Source organism: Pseudomonas sp. DE0157, assembly GCF_007678615.1.
Lineage (GTDB): Bacteria > Pseudomonadota > Gammaproteobacteria > Pseudomonadales > Pseudomonadaceae > Aquipseudomonas > Aquipseudomonas parafulva_B.
On sequence record NZ_VEJN01000001.1, the window covers coordinates 285,571 to 306,530 of the forward strand.

General features: G+C 63.7%; 18 protein-coding genes and 1 riboswitch. Of the genes, 4 read left to right on the plus strand and 14 right to left on the minus strand.

What is annotated here, in order from left to right; all coding sequences use genetic code 11:
- Window positions 1-5: 5 nt before the first annotated feature.
- Window positions 6-1,220, minus strand: coding sequence for a phosphoserine phosphatase SerB (serB, locus tag FS777_RS01305; protein WP_058604066.1), 1,215 nt, complete (start codon window positions 1,218-1,220; stop codon window positions 6-8).
- Window positions 1,221-1,354: 134 nt separating this feature from the next.
- Between serB and FS777_RS01310 the strand changes: the two genes are divergently transcribed.
- Window positions 1,355-2,797: a hypothetical protein gene (locus FS777_RS01310; RefSeq protein ID WP_058638925.1), complete on the plus strand. Its 1,443-nt coding sequence runs from the start codon at window positions 1,355-1,357 to the stop codon at window positions 2,795-2,797.
- An 85-nt stretch (window positions 2,798-2,882) separates the two neighbouring features.
- Here FS777_RS01310 and FS777_RS01315 read toward each other — a convergent pair whose 3' ends face one another.
- The 9 genes from FS777_RS01315 to FS777_RS01355 all read right to left on the minus strand — a co-directional run bounded on the left by FS777_RS01315 (window position 2,883) and on the right by FS777_RS01355 (window position 12,206).
- Complete coding sequence (locus FS777_RS01315; protein WP_023532908.1) at window positions 2,883-3,593, minus strand: membrane integrity-associated transporter subunit PqiC; 711 nt, start codon at window positions 3,591-3,593, stop codon at window positions 2,883-2,885.
- Window positions 3,594-3,765: 172 nt separating this feature from the next.
- The gene (gene parC, locus FS777_RS01320) at window positions 3,766-6,021 is read right to left on the minus strand and encodes a DNA topoisomerase IV subunit A (protein WP_058638924.1); all 2,256 of its coding nucleotides are present in this window, start codon (window positions 6,019-6,021) and stop codon (window positions 3,766-3,768) included.
- Between the two features lie 10 nt (window positions 6,022-6,031).
- Window positions 6,032-6,550 carry a TIGR02281 family clan AA aspartic protease gene (locus FS777_RS01325; RefSeq protein WP_058638923.1) on the minus strand — a complete coding sequence of 173 codons (519 nt, stop codon included), beginning with the start codon at window positions 6,548-6,550 and terminating at the stop codon, window positions 6,032-6,034.
- Entirely contained in the window at window positions 6,547-7,533 is a 987-nt protein-coding gene (locus FS777_RS01330; RefSeq protein WP_058638922.1) for an esterase-like activity of phytase family protein, read from the minus strand. The genes FS777_RS01325 and FS777_RS01330 overlap by 4 nt, the downstream gene beginning before the upstream one ends.
- Window positions 7,530-9,434 (minus strand): DNA topoisomerase IV subunit B, encoded by a 1,905-nt coding sequence (gene parE, locus FS777_RS01335; RefSeq protein ID WP_058603996.1) that lies wholly within the window; start codon window positions 9,432-9,434, stop codon window positions 7,530-7,532. The genes FS777_RS01330 and parE overlap by 4 nt, the downstream gene beginning before the upstream one ends.
- 35 nt (window positions 9,435-9,469) lie before the next feature.
- Window positions 9,470-10,078, minus strand: coding sequence for a YqiA/YcfP family alpha/beta fold hydrolase (locus FS777_RS01340; RefSeq protein WP_145253678.1), 609 nt, complete (start codon window positions 10,076-10,078; stop codon window positions 9,470-9,472).
- Window positions 10,079-10,332: 254 nt separating this feature from the next.
- Window positions 10,333-11,133: a 3',5'-cyclic-AMP phosphodiesterase gene (gene cpdA / locus FS777_RS01345; RefSeq protein ID WP_145253681.1), complete on the minus strand. Its 801-nt coding sequence runs from the start codon at window positions 11,131-11,133 to the stop codon at window positions 10,333-10,335.
- 12 nt (window positions 11,134-11,145) lie between these two features.
- Window positions 11,146-11,598, minus strand: coding sequence for a DUF1249 domain-containing protein (locus tag FS777_RS01350; protein WP_027913973.1), 453 nt, complete (start codon window positions 11,596-11,598; stop codon window positions 11,146-11,148).
- Window positions 11,589-12,206, minus strand: coding sequence for an NUDIX domain-containing protein (locus FS777_RS01355; protein WP_023532940.1), 618 nt, complete (start codon window positions 12,204-12,206; stop codon window positions 11,589-11,591). The genes FS777_RS01350 and FS777_RS01355 overlap by 10 nt, the downstream gene beginning before the upstream one ends.
- 185 nt (window positions 12,207-12,391) lie before the next feature.
- Between FS777_RS01355 and FS777_RS01360 the strand changes: the two genes are divergently transcribed.
- Window positions 12,392-13,138: an RsiV family protein gene (locus tag FS777_RS01360; protein ID WP_145253684.1), complete on the plus strand. Its 747-nt coding sequence runs from the start codon at window positions 12,392-12,394 to the stop codon at window positions 13,136-13,138.
- Here FS777_RS01360 and cytX read toward each other — a convergent pair.
- The gene (gene cytX, locus FS777_RS01365; RefSeq protein ID WP_058638918.1) at window positions 13,107-14,390 is read right to left on the minus strand and encodes a putative hydroxymethylpyrimidine transporter CytX; all 1,284 of its coding nucleotides are present in this window, start codon (window positions 14,388-14,390) and stop codon (window positions 13,107-13,109) included. The genes FS777_RS01360 and cytX overlap by 32 nt on opposite strands.
- Window positions 14,391-14,499: 109 nt before the next feature.
- Entirely contained in the window at window positions 14,500-16,380 is a 1,881-nt protein-coding gene (thiC, locus tag FS777_RS01370; RefSeq protein ID WP_058638917.1) for a phosphomethylpyrimidine synthase ThiC, read from the minus strand.
- A 154-nt stretch (window positions 16,381-16,534) separates the two neighbouring features.
- A riboswitch (TPP riboswitch) is annotated at window positions 16,535-16,641 on the minus strand.
- A 160-nt stretch (window positions 16,642-16,801) separates the two neighbouring features.
- Here thiC and FS777_RS01375 point away from each other — a divergent pair.
- Window positions 16,802-18,235 carry a TolC family outer membrane protein gene (locus FS777_RS01375; protein WP_058638916.1) on the plus strand — a complete coding sequence of 478 codons (1,434 nt, stop codon included), beginning with the start codon at window positions 16,802-16,804 and terminating at the stop codon, window positions 18,233-18,235.
- Between the two features lie 84 nt (window positions 18,236-18,319).
- On the opposite strand, the gene waaA is transcribed toward FS777_RS01375, so the two are convergent.
- Window positions 18,320-19,591, minus strand: coding sequence for a lipid IV(A) 3-deoxy-D-manno-octulosonic acid transferase (gene waaA, locus FS777_RS01380; protein ID WP_058638915.1), 1,272 nt, complete (start codon window positions 19,589-19,591; stop codon window positions 18,320-18,322).
- Window positions 19,592-19,602: 11 nt separating this feature from the next.
- Window positions 19,603-20,493: a LysR family transcriptional regulator gene (locus tag FS777_RS01385; RefSeq protein ID WP_058604004.1), complete on the minus strand. Its 891-nt coding sequence runs from the start codon at window positions 20,491-20,493 to the stop codon at window positions 19,603-19,605.
- Window positions 20,494-20,576: 83 nt separating this feature from the next.
- On the opposite strand from FS777_RS01385, the gene FS777_RS01390 reads away from it, so the two are divergent.
- Complete coding sequence (locus FS777_RS01390; protein WP_145253687.1) at window positions 20,577-20,909, plus strand: multidrug efflux SMR transporter; 333 nt, start codon at window positions 20,577-20,579, stop codon at window positions 20,907-20,909.
- Window positions 20,910-20,960: the final 51 nt, after the last annotated feature.

The window sequence follows — 20,960 nt, forward strand, 5'->3', positions numbered from 1 at the left end:
CTGGATCAGCCGCGGGTATCGCGATCGCGCAGGCCCAGCAGGTACAGCACACCATCAAGGCCCAGCGTGGAAATCGCCTGCTTGGCCGACTGACGCACCAGCGGCTTGGCGCGGAAGGCCACGCCCAGCCCCGCCAACGCCAGCATCGGCAGGTCGTTCGCGCCATCGCCAACGGCGATGGTCTGCTCCAGTTGCAGGCCCTCTTCGCTGGCCAGTTGCTGGAGCAGCTCGGCCTTGCGCTGGGCATCGACGATAGGCTCCACCGCCACGCCAGTCACCTTGCCGTCGACCACTTCCAGCTCATTGGCAAAGACATAGTCGATGCCCAGGCGCGCCTGTACCTGGCGGGCGAAGTAGGTGAAGCCACCCGACAAAATGGCGGTCTTGTAACCCAGGCGCTTGAGCTCGGCAAAGAGGTTTTCCGCGCCCTCGGTCAAGCGCAGCGATGCGCCGATTTCATCCAGTACGCTGACATCCAGGCCCTTGAGCAGCGCCATGCGTTCCTTGAAACTGGCCCGGAAGTCCAACTCCCCCCGCATGGCCCGCTCGGTGATCGCCGCGACCTGCTCACCCACGCCAGCGGCCTTGGCCAGCTCGTCGATCACTTCGGCTTCGATCAGTGTCGAATCCATGTCGAACACGGCCAGGCGGCGGTTGCGGCGGAACAGGTCGTCCCGCTGGAAGGCGATGTCGATGCTCAGGGCCTCGGACAAGGCAAAGAACTCGGCGCGCAACGCCTGGCCATCGTCAGGCTCGCCGCGAACCGAAATCTCCACCGCGGCCTTGCCCTTGCTGGTGTCCGCGTCCAGCGCCACTCGAGCCGACAGGCGCTCGATGCGCTCGATGGTCAGCCCGTGCTGGCTGATGATGGCGCTGACACGCTGTAACTGGTCGGGCGAGATCTTGCGGCTAAGCAGGGTCACCACGTGCCGTGCTTCACCATGGCCATCGGCCCAGTGCTGGTAGTCCGCTTCGGAAATCGGTGTGTAGCGCGCCTGCAAGTTCAGCTCGTGCGCCTTGGCCTGGACACTCTGCAGCAGCTTGGTCGCCACTTCGTTATCCGGGATATCCACCAGGATGCCGAACGACAACGTGCCGTGCATCACCGCCAGGCCGATGTCGAGAATGCTCACACCGCCCTGCAGCAGGACGCCAGTGATGGCAGCGGTAAGACCGGGGCGGTCCTCACCGGTGATGTTGATCAGGACGATTTCGCGCACAACCAGGCTCCGACTTCGATGAAAAATGCGCATTCTACCGATTTTCCGTGACCATCGGGCGCTAACGATACTTTGCCGACAAAACCCGTGTCGCTATACTGCCCCCCACTTCATGCCATTAAGAGCCGAGCTCAGTGAACCGGCCCACCTCAGTCAAAACAGACAATTTCTTCCTGATGATCTATCGCGCCCTGAGTCAACGTCGCGTGCCATTGGCATTGCGCATCGCCTGCACCAACATTTTCCTGGTGGCCCTGGCGCTGGTGATCTATGCCTGCGTAATGGGGTTGCAGTTCAAGCAGGCCATGCACGACCAGGCCGATGCCGTGGGCCAGAGCCTGACGACCCAGACGGCCACGTCGGCGACCGAGTTGCTGGTGGCCAACGATATCCTCAGCCTCAACGTGCTGCTGGGCAACCTGGTGAAGAACCCGCTGGTGGCGCATGCCGCCATCTACAGTGTCGACAACCGCATCCTCGCCGAGGCAGGCCAGCGTCCGCGCAACAGCCTGCTGGGTGAGGCCGAGGGCGTCTATCAGACCAAGATCACCTTCCAGGACGTGGCCGCCGGACAACTGCGCATGAGCCTGGACATGAGCCAGTTCCAGCAGCCCATGCTGATCAGCATGCAGAGCATGGCTATCCTGGCGGCCATTCTGCTGGTGCTCGCCCTGACCTTGAGCCTGCGCCAGGGCCGATTCATCACCTTGCCGCTGCTGCAACTGCGGGTCTGGTTGCGCGACCCGCAGTATTACACGCCCGCCACCGACCGCCAGGACGAGATCGGCGACATCGCCCGGCAACTGCACGCCCGACTGGCGCCACCGCCTCCGCCAGAGCCGGAACCGGAACTGGAGGACGACGAGCACTTCGATGAAGCGCCCGCCCCCGTTTCCAAGCCTGCCCAGCGCACTACCGTGACCAGCGCGGACGATGACGACGAGGCATTCGCCGGCCTGCTGGACGACACACCGGCGCATGCGATCGAAATGGAGTCCGATGAGCCCCAGTTCAGCGCAGTGCTTGCCGTGCAACTGGGTTCCCAGGAGCAGCTGCGGCGTTTGCCGCGCACCCGCCTGACCGAGCTTACCGAGCGCTATCAGGAGTGCCTGGAGCATGCGGCCTCGCTGTACGAGGGCGAAACCCACACCCTCAACGATGGCAGTACGTTGGTCCTGTTCCACAGCCGCCAGTGCGGCGAGGACTACCTTACCAATGCCATCTGTTGCGGTGAGTTGCTACGTGCCTTGGGCCATGCCTTGCAGATCGACGTCGCTGACAGCGGCATCACCTTGCAACTGCAACTGGGCCTTGCCATGAGCAATGACCTCGATGGCCTGGAACTGGTCGACCTGCTGATGGCTGAGAAGGTGCAGGATGCGCTGGCACTGTCTCAACACAGCCGCAATCTGTTGCTGGTCGAGCGCAAGGTCAATGACGACGGTTTGATTCGCCAGCGTGCTCGCATCCGCCCCATTGCAAGCCCGGAAGGCGCCTGCTGTGTGGAGCGCCTGATGGAGCCATACCCCTCGATGCTGGAGCGCCAGCTGGCCCGCATGCACGAACGCCGCGCCTGAGCCATTACAGGGTCGCTGCGCGGCGCCGTACAGCGCCCACGAAAAAGCCCGCCTTGATGCGGGCTTTTTCGTGGCTGGTCTTCGATCAGAACCGATACACTTCCATGTCGGTACGAATCGGCGAGGCCATCGGGATTTTGGATTTCTCGGGCTGCTTCTTGACCTGCACAGGCGCTGCAGGCTTCTTGGGTGCGGCTTCGGCGATGGCCGGCTGGTTTGCCAACGGCTTGACCGCAGTGCTTAGTTGCTCGGCCAGCTTCTGCAACAGTTGCCCTTGCGCCTGGACCTGCGAGGCCTCGCTGCCTTCATGCTTCTGCTCTAAATGTACGATGCGGTTGTCACGCACCTGACCACGGCGGTCGAGCACACGCCATTGTGCATCCAGAACCGCGGGTTGGTTCTTGCCAGAGTCCAGTCGCGTGATCGATAGCAGCACTTGCACGTCCGGGCTGAAACCTGCCGTCGCCGGCGCCAGCACCACGCGCTGGCTGTCCAGACGCCAGGCCAGCTGCCGCACCAGCAACTGGTCAATATCCGAGGACAGGCTGCCTGCCCAGCGCCCGTCGGTCGCAGCACTGAGGCTGCCGTCGGCCTGGCGTTGCAGGAACGTCTCACGTTGCAGATAGTCGGCCACCGAAACCGGGCCGAGTACGACGGCCATGCCCGCATGTTGCGACGGCTGGCCAGGATCACCGCTGTCGAGCTGGTACAAGGCAACCGGCTGGTGCATGGTGCACCCGCCAAGGCCCAATAGACCCGTCATCAACAGCGCAAAGGGAAGGCGCAGAAATTTCATCATCCCATCCAGGCGGCTGCCTTCAGGCACGCCGCAGTGATACGTATGGATTCAAACGGGCACACGGCTACGCCGGCACCGCAGGGGGCATATCATCCGCGAAATAAGTGCCCGACTCCAGCATTTCTGCCCGCAACGGCGGTGAAATCGCCATTGCGGGCCTGTCGGATGCTCAGCCGGGCAATTCGACCTGCAGCCCATCGACCCGCTGGAAGCCACGGGGCAACTTGCTGCCGCGCCTACCACGTTCGCCCTTGTAGTGCTCCAGGTCATCGCCCTTGAGTGATAGGGTCCGCTTGCCGGCTTGCAGCACCAGCGTGGCCCCTTCGGCCACCACGGCAAGGTCGGTGACGTACTCTTCCCGGCTGGCGACCCGGTCACCGGGCACGCCGATGATCTTGTTGCCCTTGCCCTTGCCCAACTGCGGCAGATCACTGACCTTGAACACCAGTAGACGGCCTTCGGTGGTTACCGCTGCCAACCAGTCCTGCTCCCGGTTGGCCACCGGTCGCGGCGTCATCACCTTGGCGCCGTTGGGCAGGCTGAGCAGCCCTTTGCCAGCCTTGTTCTTGGCCTGCAGGTCTTCACCCTTGACCACGAACCCGTAGCCGGCATCGGAAGCCACCACGTAGAGCGCATCGTCTTCGGGCAGCAGCACGCACTCGAAAGTGGCGCCCGGTGGCGGCGCCAGGCGCCCGGTCAGGGGCTCGCCCTGGCCACGGGCTGACGGCAGGCTGTGGGCGGCCACCGAATAACTTCGTCCGGTGGAGTCGATGAGCACGGCAAATTGGTTCGAGCGCCCTGCGGCCGCGGCCTTGAACCCATCCCCGGCTTTATAAGACAGGCCAGTGGCATCGATGTCATGCCCCTTGGCACACCTTACCCAGCCTTTCTCCGACAGCACCACCGTGACGGGCTCGGTCGGCATCAGCTCGTTTTCCGAGAGCGCCTTGGCTTCTGCCCGCGCCACGATGGGCGAGCGTCGGTCATCGCCATAGGTCTGAGCATCCTTGATCAATTCGCTGCGCACCAACTTGCGCAACTTCGCCTCGCTGCCCAGCAGTGCCTGCAGCTTGGCCTGCTCCTTGAGCAGCTCGTCCTGCTCGCCACGGATTTTCATCTCTTCCAGCCGGGCGAGCTGGCGCAGGCGGGTTTCCAGGATGTAATCGGCCTGGATCTCGGTGAGGTCGAAGCGGGCGATCAGCGCCTGCTTGGGATGTTCCTCGGTACGGATGATATGAATCACTTCGTCCAGATTGAGGAAGGCAGTGAGCAAGCCGTCCAGCAAGTGCAGGCGTTTTTCGACCTTGTCCAGGCGATGCTGCAAGCGCCGCCTGACAGTGCCGGTACGGAACTCCAACCATTCCAGCAGCAGCGCCCGCAGGTTCTTCAGTTGCGGGCGGCCGTCCAGGCCGATGATGTTGACGTTGACCCGGTAGCTGCTTTCAAGGTCGGTGGTGGCGAACAGGTGCTGCATCAGCTCGTCGGCATCCACGCGATTGGAGCGCGGGATGATGACGATGCGGCAGGGGTTTTCGTGATCGGACTCATCGCGCAGGTCAGCGACCATCGGCAGCTTCTTGGCCTGCATCTGTGCGGCGATCTGCTCCAGTACCTTGGCGCCGGACACCTGGTGCGGTAACGCCGTGACGACGATATCGCCATCCTCGACCCGGTACACTGCACGCATGCGAATCGAACCGCGCCCGCTTTCATACATCTTGAGAATGTCGGCCCGAGGCGTGACGATCTCTGCCTCGGTCGGGTAATCGGGCCCCTGGATGTGCTCGCACAACTGCTCGATGGAGGCCTTTGGCTCGTCGAGCAAGCGCACGCAGGCACTGGCCACCTCGCGCAGGTTGTGCGGCGGCACGTCGGTGGCCATGCCCACGGCGATGCCGGTGGTGCCGTTGAGCAGAATGTTGGGCAGGCGCGCGGGCAACACCGCCGGTTCCTGCAAGGTGCCGTCGAAGTTGGGCACCCAATCCACGGTACCTTGGCCGACTTCGTCGAGCAGCACCTCGGCATACCGCGACAGCCGTGCTTCGGTATAACGCATGGCGGCAAACGACTTGGGATCGTCCGGCGCGCCCCAGTTGCCCTGGCCGTCCACCAGTGTGTAGCGGTAGCTGAAGGGCTGCGCCATCAGCACCATGGCCTCGTAGCAGGCCGAGTCCCCGTGAGGGTGAAACTTGCCGAGCACATCGCCCACGGTGCGCGCCGACTTCTTGTGCTTGGCATCGGCGTCCAGGCCCAGCTCGCTCATGGCGTAGACAATGCGCCGCTGCACAGGCTTGAGGCCGTCGCCGATATGCGGCAAGGCCCGGTCCATGATCACGTACATGGAGTAGTTGAGGTAGGCCTGTTCGGTGAAGTCAGCCAACGAGCGGCGTTCGACGCCGTCCAGACTGTCTTGTAGTTCGCTCATGCGAGCCTCGTCATTTCAAGTTCTGGCGCAGCAGCATGGTGCCGCCGCGCTGGGTAAATTCAAGTTGTTTCAAGGCGCTCATGCCCAACAGCACGGTGGTGCCATCCAGGCCCGGCACCACGATCGCGCGAATGTCGCGCAGGTGGATATCGCCTAATTGCAGGCTGTCCAGCCGGGTGCGATAGCCTTGCGTGCGACCGTTGGCGGTGCTGACGGTTACCGGGCTGCCACGCTTGAGCGCAAGGCCGTCGGCCAGGGATTCGGGTATGGCGACATCCGTGGCACCGGTGTCGAGCATGAAATGCACCACCTGGCCATTGATGGCGCCATCGGCGACGAAGTGGCCCTGGCCATTGCCCAGCAGGCGCACCTCGACGAACCCTTGTCCATGGGAGGACTGGACCTGGGCATTGGGGTTGCGCTGGCGGTCTTCCCATTGCCCGAAGAAGCGCGTGGCCAGGAACAGCGCCGCCGCCCAGGCCAGGATCATCAGCACCCTGCCCGCCCGTTTGCCCGGTGCCTGGCTCACGGCTTGGCACTCCAGCCGCCGGCAGGGGCCGCAAAGCGCCAGACGATCGGCCGGCGCTCGCCATCGGCACGCGCGCCTTCATTGTTGTCCAGGCCGATCCACGCCCCCTCGGCGTCGACCACTAGCGCCTCGGCCACACCGAACAGCTGGTCATAGCGCCGTGGCTCGGTCAACGCGTCGGCCGCAAACGACCAGCAGCGCTCGATCTGACCGCTGTCGGCATCGCGGCGACAGATGCGATAGGCATTGCGCTCGAGCGTGAACAGTTTGCCGTCGAACCAGGCCAGGTCGGCAAAGTCTCGCGAAACCGGTCGCGCATCGGGTAGCTGCGGCGGCTGCATCTCTACACCGGCTTCGCTGAACAGGACGCAGCGTCGCCCGCAGGCCCACACCGACTGTTGGCGCTCGATGGCCACCAGCCCACGGCGCTCACGCTCGCCAGCCAGCCACAGGCGATCGCCGGCAGGGTTGACGGCCACGCCTTCGAACAGCGCATTGAAGTTCAGCAGCATGCCGCTGGCCCGTGCCTGGCGCACCATGGCCGAATCGATCTTCAGCCAGTGTGGCGCGCCCGAAACAGGCAGTTGCAGCACGGCGGCATGCGCCTCGCTGACCAAGTACAGGTTGCCGGCCTGGTCACAGGTGATGCCCTCGAAATCAAGGTCGCCACCGCGCAGCCACGACGCCAGCCAGGTCCGCATCTTCAGCCCCCACGGCAAGCCGCTCTCCGGCACCGGTGGTGGGTCGAACGCCACTGCCTGTGCCTGCCACGCACCGTCCTTGAGTTCGAAACGGTAGAGGCGATCGTCGTCCCGGTCCGAGACACCCCATAAGCTACCCCGGCATTGCGCAAGGCCCGACAGGTTACCGGCACGCATGCCATCGACGGGATGCTCGCCGATCAGTTCAAGTTCAGGCCAGGTGTCTGCCAGGGTCGGCAAGGCCACCAGCGGCAGGCAAGCCGCCAGGAGCCAACGAATCAAACCATGACCTCTGCCAGGTTGCCCTTGGTTTCCAGCCAGGCCTTGCGGTCCCCGGCACGCTTCTTGGCCAGCAGCTTGTCCATCAGCTCGCATGTGGTCTGCACGTCGTCCAGGGTGAGCTGGACCAGGCGCCGAGTGTTGGGGTCCATGGTGGTTTCGCGCAATTGGGGCGGGTTCATCTCGCCCAGGCCCTTGAAGCGGGTGACCTGCGGCTTGCCGCGCTTTTTCTCTGCCACCAGGCGGTCGAGAATGCCGTCTCGTTCGGCTTCATCCAGGGCGTAGTAGATTTCCTTGCCCAGGTCGATACGGTACAGCGGCGGCATGGCCACGTACACATGACCGGCTTCGACCAATGCCCGGAAATGCTGCACGAACAGCGCGCACAGCAGGGTGGCGATGTGCAGGCCGTCGGAGTCGGCGTCGGCCAGGATGCACACCTTGCCGTAACGAAGCTGCGCCAGGTCGGTAGCGCCTGGGTCCACGCCAATGGCGACGGCGATGTTGTGCACTTCCTGGCTGGCGAGCACTTCACCGCCGTCCACTTCCCAGGTGTTGAGGATCTTGCCGCGCAGCGGCAGGATCGCCTGGAACTCTTTGTCACGCGCCTGCTTGGCCGAACCACCGGCCGAGTCGCCCTCGACCAGGAACAGCTCGGCGCGCATCGGGTCCTGGCCCGCGCAATCGGCCAGCTTGCCCGGCAGTGCGGGGCCCTGGGTGATGCGCTTGCGCTCGACCTTCTTGCTGGCCTTCAGGCGGCGACCGGCGTTGCTGATGGCCAACTCGGCCAGCTGCATGCCCAGCTCCGGGTGGGCGTTGAGCCACAGGCTGAAGGCATCCTTGACCACGCCTGAGACGAAGGCGGCGGCTTCGCGCGAGGAAAGGCGCTCCTTGGTCTGCCCGGAGAACTGTGGGTCCTGCATCTTCATCGACAGCACGAAGGTGATGCGCTCCCAGACGTCTTCCGGGGCCAGCTTCACGCCACGGGGCAGCAGGTTGCGGAATTCGCAGAACTCACGCATCGCGTCCAGCAGGCCTTGGCGAAGGCCATTGACATGGGTGCCGCCCTGGGCCGTGGGGATCAGGTTGACGTAGCTTTCCTGAATGCTGTCGCCCCCTTCGGGCAGCCACAGCAGGGCCCAGTCGACCGCTTCCTTGTTGCCGGCCAGGCTGCCGCAGAACGGCTCGTCGGGCAGGCGCTGGAAGTCACTGACCGAATCCACGAGGTAGGAGCGCAGGCCGTCTTCGTAATGCCATTCCACCTTCTCGCCGCTGGCCTTGTCCTCGAAACTGACCAGCAGGCCTGGGCAGAGCACAGCCTTGGCCTTGAGTACGTGCTTGAGCCGGCTGATGGAGAACCGCGGGGAGTCGAAGTACTTGGGGTCGGGGCTGAAATAGACGCTGGTGCCAGTGTTGCGCTTGCCGACCGTGCCGACCACTTCCAGCTCGCTTGACTTGAAGCCATCGGCAAAGGTCATCTGGTATTCGTTGCCGTCACGCTTCACCCGCACGCGCACCTGCGTGGACAAGGCGTTGACCACCGAAATACCGACGCCATGGAGGCCGCCGGAGAATTGGTAGTTCTTGTTGGAGAACTTACCGCCGGCATGCAGCTTGGTGAGGATCAGTTCGACGCCCGACACGCCTTCTTCAGGGTGGATGTCCACTGGCATGCCGCGACCATCGTCGCTGACTTCCAGCGAATGGTCGGCGTGCAGGATGACCTGCACCGAACGGGCGTGGCCGGCGAGGGCTTCGTCGACACTGTTGTCGATGACTTCCTGGGCCAGGTGGTTGGGGCGGCTGGTGTCGGTGTACATGCCCGGCCGCTTGCGAACCGGGTCAAGGCCCGAGAGGACTTCGATGGCGTCTGCGTTATAGGCGCTAGCGCTGGGATTGGCCATGGGGTCTCGTCGTCAGTCTGGTGAATGCAAAAAAATCAAAATACAGAAAAATCGAGTGCAGCGTACTGCGTCGGGGCAACACCGGCGAAGGCCAGTAGGGCCGGCAGGCGCTCGGCGAAGCCTTGGAAGCTGTGGTCGCCACCGGCCTGGATACGCAGCGCGCAGTGGCGGTAGTACCGCTCGGCGTGGCGATAGTCCAGGGTTTCGTCGCCGGTCTGCAACCATACCTGGTAGCGGCTTGGGTCCGCAGGGGGCGGGACCTCCAGCTCGGCCAGCGCCTGGACGTGGTCAAGGGTCAACTCCCACGCCTGGCCTGTGTGATGGTTGTGCTGGGTACCCAAATAGCCGTCGAACAGGCGGTGCGGCCCTACGGCGGGGTTGACCAGCAAGGCCTTGAGGCCATGGCGCTCGGCCAGGTAGGTGGCATAGTAGCCGCCCAGTGAACTGCCCACCAGCAACGGCGCGCCCAGTTCGGCGATGCAACCTTCAAGCTGCTCGATGGCCTGGCGGGGATGATGATGCAGCGCTGGCAGGCGCAGCCGGTCGATCAGCCCGAGGTGCTGCATGACGGCCTGAAGCTGCCTGGCCTTGGCTGACAACGGCGAGCTGTTGAAGCCGTGTATATAGAGGATGGAACCCGACATGCTGCCCCCGGAAGCTGTAGCGTTGCGCCTGTAGGCAGGCGCAGGGACGCGCAGTGTATCGCGTTCGCAAGGTTTTGGCGCCGCGCTGGTTTTTCTGAAACACATTCCGCTATGGGCAGGTGGAGAGTCACTGACACTATTGGCAGCTATGGTGACACGGTTAGGATGGGAGCGGCCGGTCCGGCGCCCCGGCGAGGCCGTTCCCACACGGAACTGGGTTCTTTGGAGAGCGGGTGCAGGACAGCCCGCGCAGTTCAATACCCCGGGCTATCGAAATCGAGCCTGACCTCGAAATCCAGCGCCCGCTCCACCCCCGTGTCCACCGTCCCATCAGTCTGCAAGCGGATCCAGCGATAGCCAGGATGCTGCTGGCTCACCTCGAAATCTTCACTGCCTGGGGCGAACTGGATGCAGGTCGAAGGCGTGGCCAGCAGCCGCAGGTCGCCGCGCCATTGATCCCATTCCTGATGCACGTGCCCCCACAACAGCGCACGCACCTGGGGGTGACGATCGATCACGGCGAACAGCGCATCGGCGTTGCGCAGGCCGATGGGGGCGATCCATGCACAGCCGATGTCGACCGGTTGATGGTGCAGGCACACCAGGCAGTGGCGCTCCCCTGACGTGCGCAATGCAGTTTCCAGCAGGCTGAGCTGGGTATCCTGCAGCCAACCATGGGCCGCTCCTGGCACTGCCGTGTCGAGCATGACGATGCGCCAGGCCCCGATGTCGGTAACCGGCTGCACTAACTCAGGCGCCACCTGCGCCATCACCTGCGCTTCGTCATGGTTGCCCGGTAGCCAGCGCGCCGGCGCAGCAAAGCCTGCGGTCAATTGCTCAAAGGCCGTGTAGGAAGCAACGCTAGCGTCCTGGGACAAGTCCCCCGTGCACAACAACAGGTGCGTGTCGCTCTGCTCGCGCAATGCCTGCCGCACCACATGGCGCAGGCTGTCGCGGGTATTGAGGCCTAGCATGCTGCCCTCGGGGCTGGCGAACAGATGGGCGTCGGTCAGGTGCACCACGTTAACGGTGCCGGCAGGGTTCGAGTGCGGCAAGGCCGTCTCCTTTCAGCGAGCGCTTACCAGTTCATGGCCGCAGGCCAGGCAGTGGGAAAGCCATTCACCCAGGAACAGGTTCAGCTGGGCTTTTTCGTCCGGCTGGTGCATGGCGGCGTTGGGGTAAGGATAGATGCTGCGCAGACGCCTGGCGTGCTCGGCGCTCACCACTTCGGCCATGCGGGCGTCGTGGTAAACCTGCACCTCCATGACCGGGACCGGCAGCCAGGGCAGGCTGTGCTCCTGGCGTATGCGCAGCGTGGTGGTGTAGGGGCAGGCCAGGACCACGTCGAGCACCAGCACGCCCAGCATCTGGTCGCCCTGGGTCATGCCGATGCTACGCGAGCTCTGGGTGGTGCGCATGTCCGGGAGCAGGCGCATCAGCCGGGCATAGTTGGCCTCGCAGGCGGCCTGCAATCCGGCCAGGTCGACCCGGTAGCGCTCGCGCAGCAGGTTCACTTCCACATACCTCGAACTTCGTCACGGTTCAGGGCGAGCCATTGCAAGCCGATGATGGTCGCGGCATTGCAGATGCGCCCGTCGCGTACCGCCTGCAAGGCATCCTCGAACGACCACACGCGAACCCGGATATCCTCGCCTTCAGACTCCAGCCCGTGCAGGCCACCAGCACCCTCGGCGCTGCAGCGGCCAAGGAACAGGTGGACGTATTCGTCACTGCCGCCTGGCGAAGGGAAGTAGCGCGTCATCGGCCACAGCGCGCTGAACGTCAGGCCGGCCTCTTCCTCGGCCTCACGGTGGGCCACTTCTTCTGGCTGCTCGTCCTTGTCGATCAGCCCGGCGACCATCTCGATCAACCAGGGGTTGGCGACCTTGTCCAGGGCGCCCACACGAAACTGCTCGATCAGGACCACTTCATCGCGCTGCGGGTCGTACGGCAAAACGCACACCGCGTCATGGCGCACGAACAGCTCACGGCTGATTTCCCGGCCCATTCCACCGGCGAACAGCTCATGGCGAAGGTGCAGCTTGTCGAGCCTGTAAAAGCCCTGGAAGCACTTGTCCCGCTTGACGATCTCGACCGCCTGGGGCACTGAATTCAACGTATCCGACATGAAAATCCTCGTTGCATCGCTGCTGCATCGCGCCATCCTACTCTGCACGCTGGCACGTTTCACCCCCCGGCGACAACCGTTGGCGTACATGGCACAGCGGGCCCGGTCTCTGTTAGCTTAGTGGCGAACTGAAGGCCATGCCGACGGTCAAAGGCCGACTTTTCCCTGTTCTTGCAAGGATCATCATGACACTCGTCAAACTGACATCCATCGCTGTGCTGGCCTTGGCGCTGGGCGCATGCCAGAGCCTGTTCGCCCCCAACTACCGAGCACCGCTCGAGGTCAAGCGCGAAGCCTGGGAGCACGTCAAGCCAGGCTGCAGCGAGCGTGATTGCCCGTTGGTGAATATTGACACCGTGCATTTCCCGGCGTTGCCCAAGCTCGACGGTATTGTCGAAAAGCGCCTGCTGCAACTGACCGAGGACAACCAGCATGGGGCAGCACCGAACACGTTGCAGGCCTACGAGCAGCAGTACCTGGCCAGCGCCGAGAAGCGCAACAGCAGCTACTTGCAGGCCAAGGTACGCGAACAGCATGACGGGCTGGTGATCATCGAGCTGTCCAGCTACCTGGATACCGGTGGCGCCCATGGCATGCCAGGTCGTGCCTTCATCAACTATTCACGCAAGCTGGACAAGGTCCTGACACTGCAGGACATGCTGGTCCCGGGCCAGGAAGAAACGTTCTGGAAGACGGTGGAGGAATCGCACCGCGCCTGGCTGATCAGTGTCGGCATGGACAAGGATGCCGAGTTCATCAAGACCTGGCCATTCAAACGCTCGCCCCATATCGCCCTGACCTACGGCGCGGTGGTGGTGAAGTACGAGGTGTACGCCATCGCGCCGTATTCCATGGGCCATGTGGAGCTGAAAATCCCTTACCCACGCCTCAATGGTGTGATCAAGCCCGAACTGTTCCCCGGCCGCGGCTGAGGTTCAACACGCCATACAACACCCCTGCCAGCACCAACGCCGGCAGGGTCGCGCCCAGGTCCGGCGCCTGGGCGGCAATGATGTGATACGCCGTAACCCCTGCCGCCCATGCCAGCAATGCCGGCCAGTGCAGCGCCCCTACATGGGCTGGAACGCTGCGACGGCGAACCCAGTAATGGTCCATCAGCACCACGCCGAACAGCGGGGCGAACACCGAGCCGATCAGCAGCAGGAAGTTCTCGTACTGCGCAAGCGGTGCCAACAGGGCGATCAGCGTGCACAACACACCGATGGCCAGGGCCAGGTGTTCTACCTTCACGCGTGCCAGCACCCCGGCGGAGACCGCTGCCGAATGAATATCGGCGAAGGCTTTTTCCGATTCGTCGAGCAGAATCAGCAACAACGGAATACCCATGCCAGCCCCGGCGAGCGCCAGTAGCAGGGCATTGACTTCGCCCTGCGCCGCGAAGGCCAGGGTGTAGGCCACCCCTAGGCTCATCAGCCAGGTGTTGCCGATGAAGTACCCCACCACCGTACTACCGAACACCTGCCTGCCGTCACGGGCAAACCGCGAATAGTCGGCAATCAGCGGCAACCACGACAGGGGCATGGCGATGACGATGTCAAAGCCCACGGCCAGCGACATCGACCCATCCCCGCCGCGTTGCCACAGCGTCGCCAGGTCAGCCTTGGCGAACAGGTTCCAGGTCAGCCAGGCACAGGCGCCCAGCAGCAGCCAGATACCCCAGGCCCGCAGGATCTTGCGCACGAAGGCCAACGGCCCGCTGACCGCAAGCACTGTGGCCAGCGCGCCGAAACACAGCGTCCACAGTACCGGGCTGTTCCACACGCTGGCCTCACCGAAGGCTCGTGCACCCAGCAGGCTGGCGGCATCGCGCATGACGATGATCTCGAAGGCGCCCCAGCCTATCAGCTGCAATACGTTGAGCAGCGCTGGCAAGCGCGCACCTTGCGCCCCCAGGCTGAGCTTGAGCGTACCCATGGCGGACAAACCGGTGTCACTGCCGATCACACCGGCAGCACCCAACAACAACACACCGACCCCGGTGCCCAGGGCGATGGCCAGGATAGCCCCGGACAGGCCAAGGCCTGGCGCCAGCATGGCACCGACTTGCAGCACCATCAGGCCGATGCCTAGGGAAAACCATAGTGAAAACAGGTCGCGGCCGCCGAACACGCGTTGGCCGTTGGGGATGGGATGATCGGGGGAGAATTGACTGGACGTGGTCATGCTTGCTCGCACTCGGCAATGTGATTGTAGGGGTGGGCGCAAGGCAGGCGGCTAACCAGGTACCTGCTTCGCGACCTGCTTGCGCCCACCTTGGCCCAAAGGCTGCGCCTCAGACCTTGTGGTACAGCTGGCTGCCGGCCTGGCGGAAGCGCTCGGCCTGCTCGCGCATGCCCTGCTCCACCGAGACATCCACGGTTTCGATCCGGGCAGCGTATTCACGCACTTCCTGGGTGATCTTCATGGAGCAGAACTTCGGCCCGCACATGGAGCAGAAATGTGCCACCTTGGCCGACTCCTTGGGCAGGGTTTCGTCGTGGAAGGCACGCGCCGTGTCAGGATCCAACCCCAGGTTGAACTGATCTTCCCAGCGAAACTCGAAGCGCGCCTTCGACAACGCGTTATCGCGAATCTGGGCCCCTGGGTGACCTTTGGCCAGGTCGGCTGCATGGGCTGCAATCTTGTAGGTGATGATGCCGGTCTTGACGTCGTCCTTGTCAGGCAGCCCCAGGTGTTCCTTGGGCGTCACATAGCAGAGCATGGCGCAGCCAAACCAGCCGATCATGGCCGCCCCGATGCCGGAGGTGATGTGGTCGTAGCCAGGGGCGATGTCGGTGGTCAGCGGGCCGAGGGTGTAGAACGGCGCTTCGTCACAGCACTCTAGCTGCTTGTCCATGTTCTCCTTGATCAACTGCATCGGCACATGGCCAGGGCCTTCGATCATGCATTGCACATCGTGCTTCCACGCAATCTTGGTCAGTTCGCCCAGGGTTTCCAGCTCGCCGAACTGCGCCGCATCGTTGGCGTCGGCGATCGAGCCAGGACGCAGGCCATCGCCCAGCGAGAAGCTGACGTCGTAGGCCTTCATGATTTCGCAGATTTCTTCGAAGTGGGTGTACAGGAAGTTCTCCTGGTGATGCGCCAAGCACCACTTGGCCATGATCGAGCCACCCCGGCTGACGATGCCGGTGACGCGCTTGGCGGTCAGCGGGACATAGCGCAGCAGCACCCCGGCATGGATGGTGAAGTAGTCCACGCCCTGCTCGGCCTGTTCGATCAGCGTGTCGCGAAACAGCTCCCAGGTCAGGTCCTCGGCCACACCGCCAACCTTTTCCAATGCCTGGTAGATGGGAACGGTGCCGATGGGCACGGGTGAGTTGCGAATGATCCATTCGCGGGTTTCATGGATGTGCTTGCCGGTGGACAAGTCCATGACGGTGTCCGAGCCCCAGCGAATGCCCCAGGTGAGCTTGGCCACTTCTTCTTCGATGGACGAACCCAACGCACTGTTGCCGATGTTGCCGTTGATTTTCACCAGGAAGTTGCGGCCGATGATCATCGGCTCCAGCTCGGTATGGTTGATGTTGGCCGGGATGATGGCGCGGCCACGGGCCACTTCCTCACGTACGAACTCGGGGGTGATTTCCTTGGGAATGCTGGCGCCGAAGCTGTGACCGGCATGCTGCGTATCGAGCAGGCCTGCCGCCCGGGCCTCCTGCAGCTTCATGTTCTCGCGGATGGCCACGTATTCCATCTCGGCGGTGATGATGCCCTGGCGGGCGTAATGCATCTGCGACACATTGGCGCCTGGCTTGGCACGACGCGGGTTGCGGACATGGGCGAAGCGCAGCTTGGCCAGTTCGGCGTCGTTCAGCCGCTGCTGGCCGAAGTGGGAGCTCAGCCCGCTCAGGCGCTCGGTGTCACCCCGTGCGTCGATCCAGGCCGAACGCACGTCGGCCAGGCCCTTGCGCACGTCGATCAATACCTCTGGGTCGGTGTAAGGGCCGGAAGTGTCGTAGACCAGCACCGGCGCATTGCTCTCACCCCCAAAATCGGTGGGCGTGTCGGCCAGGCTGATCGCGCGCATCGGCACGCGAATATCCGGGCGCGAGCCCTGGACATAAACCTTGCGCGAGCGCGGAAACGGCTGCACGGACTGCTGATCGACTTGCGCCGATTCGCTGAGGTTCATCGCTTTTTCTTGTTGGGTCATCACAGGCTCTCCAGACGGCTTCCTAGCAGTGGAATGTCGGGGTGAACCTGAAGGACGCGGACGCACTCCTAGACGGGTGCGGTGCCAAAGACGGGGTGTCATGGGCTGCAAGCAGCCGATGCTTTCCCGGACCTGGCACAAGAGGCTCCCCGGGAAGGCGAGCAATCTTGTTCCCTACGCAGGCGCTAACCTGATCAGGTTCAACGGGATCCGCACCTATGCGATCTCAGCCTTTGCTTCAAGGCACCCCGACAAGAACATGCGCAGTCTAGACTGGAGTTGCCGGCAAAGCCAAGCGAGCAATCCCGGGAATGATCAACGGCATCCGGGGTGATTGTTGCCCGGTGCGCGTGGCACTACACTGCGTTATCACACGAAACTCAACAGTTCAGTAATTACATTTCGTACAAGGATTGCCCCTATGCTGCGCAAACTCTCACTGGCCCTGGCCGTGTCTTGTGCGTCCCAGACGATGGCCTGGGCAGCGGACGTGCCGGCTACGGTGAAGACCGATCTGGTGAGCGTTTACCAGGAAGCGGTACAGAACAACGCTGATCTGGCCGCCGCTCGCGCCGACTACGGCGCGCGTCGCGAAATCGTGCCCCAGGCCCGTGCCGGCTTGCTGCCCAACCTGTCGGCCGGTGCCGAAATGCAAAGCACCCGCACCAAGCTCGACGAACCTTCGATCACATCCAACCGCAGCGGCAATGCCTGGAGCGCGACCCTGGCCCAGCCCATCTTCCGCGCCGACCGCTGGTTCCAGTTGCAGGCTGCCGAAGCGTTCAACGAACAGGCCGCGCTGGAGCTGTCTGCCACCGAGCAGAACCTGATCCTGCAGACGGCGCAAAGCTACTTCGCGGTGCTGCGCGCCCAGGACAACCTGGCGGCCAGCAAGGCCGAGGAAGCGGCCCTCAAGCGTCAGCTCGACCAGTCCAACGAGCGTTTCGACGTGGGGCTTTCGGACAAGACCGACGTGCTGCAGTCCCAGGCCAGTTACGACACGGCCCGCGCCAACCGCATCATCGCCGACCGTCAGGTGCAGGACGCCTTCGAGGCGTTGGTCACCCTGACCAACCGGGAATACACCGCTATCCAGGGCGTGGTGCACAGCCTGCCGGTGCAGGTGCCCGTGCCCAACGACGCCAAGGCCTGGGTCGAAACTGCAGGCCGGCAGAACCTCAACCTGCTGGCGACCAACTACGCAGTGTCCGCGGCGCAAGAAACGCTGCGTCAGCGCAAGGCCGGTCACGCCCCGACCGTGGATGCCGTGGCCAAATACCAGAAGGGTGACAACGACAACCTGGGCTTTAGCAACCCTTCACCGCTGGGTGTTCGCTATGGCGGCGACGTGGAGCAGACCACCGTTGGCTTGCAGTTGAACATCCCCATCTACAGCGGCGGGCTGACCAGTTCACAGGTACGCGAAGCCTACCAACGCCTGAGCCAGAGCGAGCAGCAGCGCGAAAGCCTGCGCCGCCAGGTGGTGGAGAATACCCGCAACCTGCACCGCGCGGTGAACACCGACGTCGAACAGGTGCAGGCGCGCAAGCAGTCGATCATTTCCAACCAGAGCGCACTTGAGGCTACCGAAATCGGCTATCAGGTGGGCACCCGCAACATCGTCGATGTGCTCGACGCCCAGCGCCAGCTGTACACCTCGGTGCGCGACTACAACAACAGCCGGTACGCCTACATCCTCGACAACCTGAGCCTGAAACAGGCAGCCGGTACGCTGAGCCCGCAAGACCTGCAGGACCTCAAGCGCTACCTGAAACCCGACTACAACCCGGACAAGGATTTCCTGCCTCCGGACCTGGCGGCAGCGGCGGCGAAGAATTTCGAGCGCAGGCCCTGAGGGCGGGCTGTCCGAACTGCAAGATGGGCCGCAAAAGCGGCCCCCCTGATCACGGCAACCGCAGCCATCGCCCCCGTGGTGAGCTCAGGGCATCAACTTTTCCAACCCCTCGAGCAAGCGCTGCAACGCCCCCTGATTGGCCCTCATCACCGCCCTGCCCGCCTCACCCATGCGCCGGGCATCTTGCGGTAATTCGACCAGCCGCTGCACGGCACCGGCCAGCCCCTGGGCGTCATCGACCTGCTGCAACCCGCCCGCCTCGCGCAACATGGCACTGATCTCGAGAAAATTGAACACGTGCGGCCCCATCAGCACCGGTAGCGCCAGGGCTGCCGGTTCCAACGGGTTGTGCCCGCCAGTCGGCACCAGGCTGCCGCCGACGAACGCCATGTCGGCAAGGGCATACAAGAACAGCAACTCACCCATGGTGTCGCCCAGCAGCACTTGGGTTTGTGCAAGCACCGGCAGCCCGGTGGAGCGACGCACCGTGGCAAACTGCTGGCTGCACAAGGCATGGACCGCCTCAAAGCGCTCCGGATGCCGGGGCACCAGGATCAACAGCGCATCCCCATGCACCTGCAGCAACTGCCGGTGCGCCTGCAGGACCAGGGCATCTTCGCCATCATGGGTGCTGGCGGCGATCCACACCGGGCGCGAAGCGGCGGCCCATTGCTGGCGCAAGGCCTGGGCCCGCGACACCAGGTGCTCATCGATCTTCAGGTCGAACTTGATCGAGCCGGTCACCTGCACGCAGCCAGTACGCGCTCCGAGTGCAAGAAAGCGCTGGGCTTCGACTTCAGTCTGCGCAGCAATCAGGCTCATTTCGGCCAGCATGGGCCGGGTCAGCCTGGCAAACCGCCCGTAGCCACGGGCCGAGCGTTCTGACAAGCGCGCGTTGGCCAGCGCCACGGGAATGCCACGCCTGGCGCACTGATGGATGTGATTGGGCCAGAGTTCGGTTTCCATGATCACGCCCAGCCTTGGCTGCACATGGTCGAGAAAGCGCCCTGCCGCCCACGGCAGGTCATATGGCAAGTAGCAATGCTGGACCCGGGGTTCATCGCCGAACAGGGCGCGAATACGCTCCGACCCGGTGGGCGTCATGCACGTCAGTGTAATCGGCAGCTCAGGGTAGGCCTTGAGCAGGGCGCGCACCATGGGCGCGGCTGCAATGCTTTCGCCCACCGAGACGGCATGCACCCAGATGCCGCCTTTGCGCATGGCCGGTAGCCTGAAGGCGAACCGCTCACCGAGGCGGCGGCCGTAGGCAGGGGCCTTGCGCGCGCGCAAGTACAGGCGCAGCGCCAGCAAGGGCAGGCCCAGGTGAAACAGCAAAGTGTAGAGGGTTCTGTTCATGGCGACGCAGTTTACCCGATCGCACGCAAATGCACCGCAAAGCGCTCCGCCAGCCACTGCGCAGCAGGCCCCAGCGGTTCGTCCCGACGCCAGGCAAGCTCCACCACCAGCGCCGGTGGCCGCCAGTCGCTGGCCAGCTCTACCATGTGCGCCTGATAGGTGGGGTACTGCACCACATGGCGCGGCAGCCAGGCCCAGCCCAGCCCACGCATCAGCAGTTCGGCCATGGCATAGAAGCTGTCGGCCCGCCATACCTGCGGGCTGATCGCCTCACCCCCCGGGTAACCGCTCTGCTGGGGCGTAATCAGCAGCTGTCGATGGCGTGCCAGTTGCTGTCGGTCCACCCGTCCGGCCTGCGCCAAAGGGTGGCCGACGGCGCAGACCGTGACCATTTCCACGCTACCCAAGGCCCGCCGTTCAAGCGACGCCGGTATGCGCTCGTGGTGAAAGAACAACCCCAAGTCGGCGCGCCGCTCCACCAGCTTGCGCGCGACATCGCCCTGCGCGCCGCTGGCCAGTTGCACTTCCAGAAAGGGGTAACAGGTTGCCAGCTCATCCAGGCTGTCGATGACAGGCTGATACGGCATCGCCTCATCCTGCGCCACCCGCAGCAGTGCTTCCTGGCCACGCATCAGTGCCAGGGCCCGCCCGTCCAGGCGCTCGCATTGGCGCAGCAGCTCACGGGCATCGGCAAGCAGCGCTTCGCCGTTTGCGGTGAGCTTCGGTTGGCGCCCACTGCTGCGTTCGAACAAGGTGACCCCAAGGTCCGCTTCGAGCAGGGCGATGGCGCTGCTGATCGCTGACTGAGCCTTGTGCTGTTCGCGTGCAACCGCCGAAAACGAACGCAGCTCAGCCACTCGCAGGAACGTGCGCAGCTGATCCAGACTCCATTGCTCGGCCATCCACCTATCTCCTTGTCAGATAGGTAATGACTTTACCGCATCCGAGTACGGCCTAGAATGCGCCCATCGAATGGAGAACCGTCATGAACGCCTACATCTACCTTGCGATTGCCATCTGCGCCGAAGTCGTCGCCACCGCTTCCATGAAGGCCGTCAAAGGCCTTAGCACGCCATTGCCTTTGCTGCTGATGGTGGTGGGTTACGGCATCGCGTTCTGGATGCTGACGCTGGTGGTGCGCAGCATTCCGGTGGGCATCGCCTACGCGATCTGGTCTGGGCTCGGTATCGTCCTGATCAGCGTGGCAGCACTGGTGATCTATGGGCAGAAGCTGGACATCCCGGCGATACTCGGCATGGCGATGATCGTCGGCGGCGTGGTGGTGATCCAGTTGTTCTCCAAGACCACGGGGCATTGAGCCGGGCCTTGGCAGCAGCCTCTGGATGCGTGACGCACGCCACCCCGTGCA

Bases quoted from the DNA above. Each gene is read 5' to 3' on its own strand.
- FS777_RS01315 (WP_023532908.1), bottom strand. From the start codon at position 3,593: ATGAAATTTCTGCGCCTTCCCTTTGCGCTGTTGATGACGGGTCTATTG.
- parC (WP_058638924.1), bottom strand. From the start codon at position 6,021: ATGAGCGAACTACAAGACAGTCTGGACGGCGTCGAACGCCGCTCGTTG.
- parE (WP_058603996.1), bottom strand. From the start codon at position 9,434: ATGGCCAATCCCAGCGCTAGCGCCTATAACGCAGACGCCATCGAAGTC.
- FS777_RS01340 (WP_145253678.1), bottom strand. From the start codon at position 10,078: ATGTCGGGTTCCATCCTCTATATACACGGCTTCAACAGCTCGCCGTTG.
- FS777_RS01355 (WP_023532940.1), bottom strand. From the start codon at position 12,206: ATGTCGGATACGTTGAATTCAGTGCCCCAGGCGGTCGAGATCGTCAAG.
- FS777_RS01360 (WP_145253684.1), top strand. From the start codon at position 12,392: ATGACACTCGTCAAACTGACATCCATCGCTGTGCTGGCCTTGGCGCTG.
- cytX (WP_058638918.1), bottom strand. From the start codon at position 14,390: ATGACCACGTCCAGTCAATTCTCCCCCGATCATCCCATCCCCAACGGC.
- thiC (WP_058638917.1), bottom strand. From the start codon at position 16,380: ATGACCCAACAAGAAAAAGCGATGAACCTCAGCGAATCGGCGCAAGTC.
- FS777_RS01375 (WP_058638916.1), top strand. From the start codon at position 16,802: ATGCTGCGCAAACTCTCACTGGCCCTGGCCGTGTCTTGTGCGTCCCAG.
- waaA (WP_058638915.1), bottom strand. From the start codon at position 19,591: ATGAACAGAACCCTCTACACTTTGCTGTTTCACCTGGGCCTGCCCTTG.
- FS777_RS01385 (WP_058604004.1), bottom strand. From the start codon at position 20,493: ATGGCCGAGCAATGGAGTCTGGATCAGCTGCGCACGTTCCTGCGAGTG.
- FS777_RS01390 (WP_145253687.1), top strand. From the start codon at position 20,577: ATGAACGCCTACATCTACCTTGCGATTGCCATCTGCGCCGAAGTCGTC.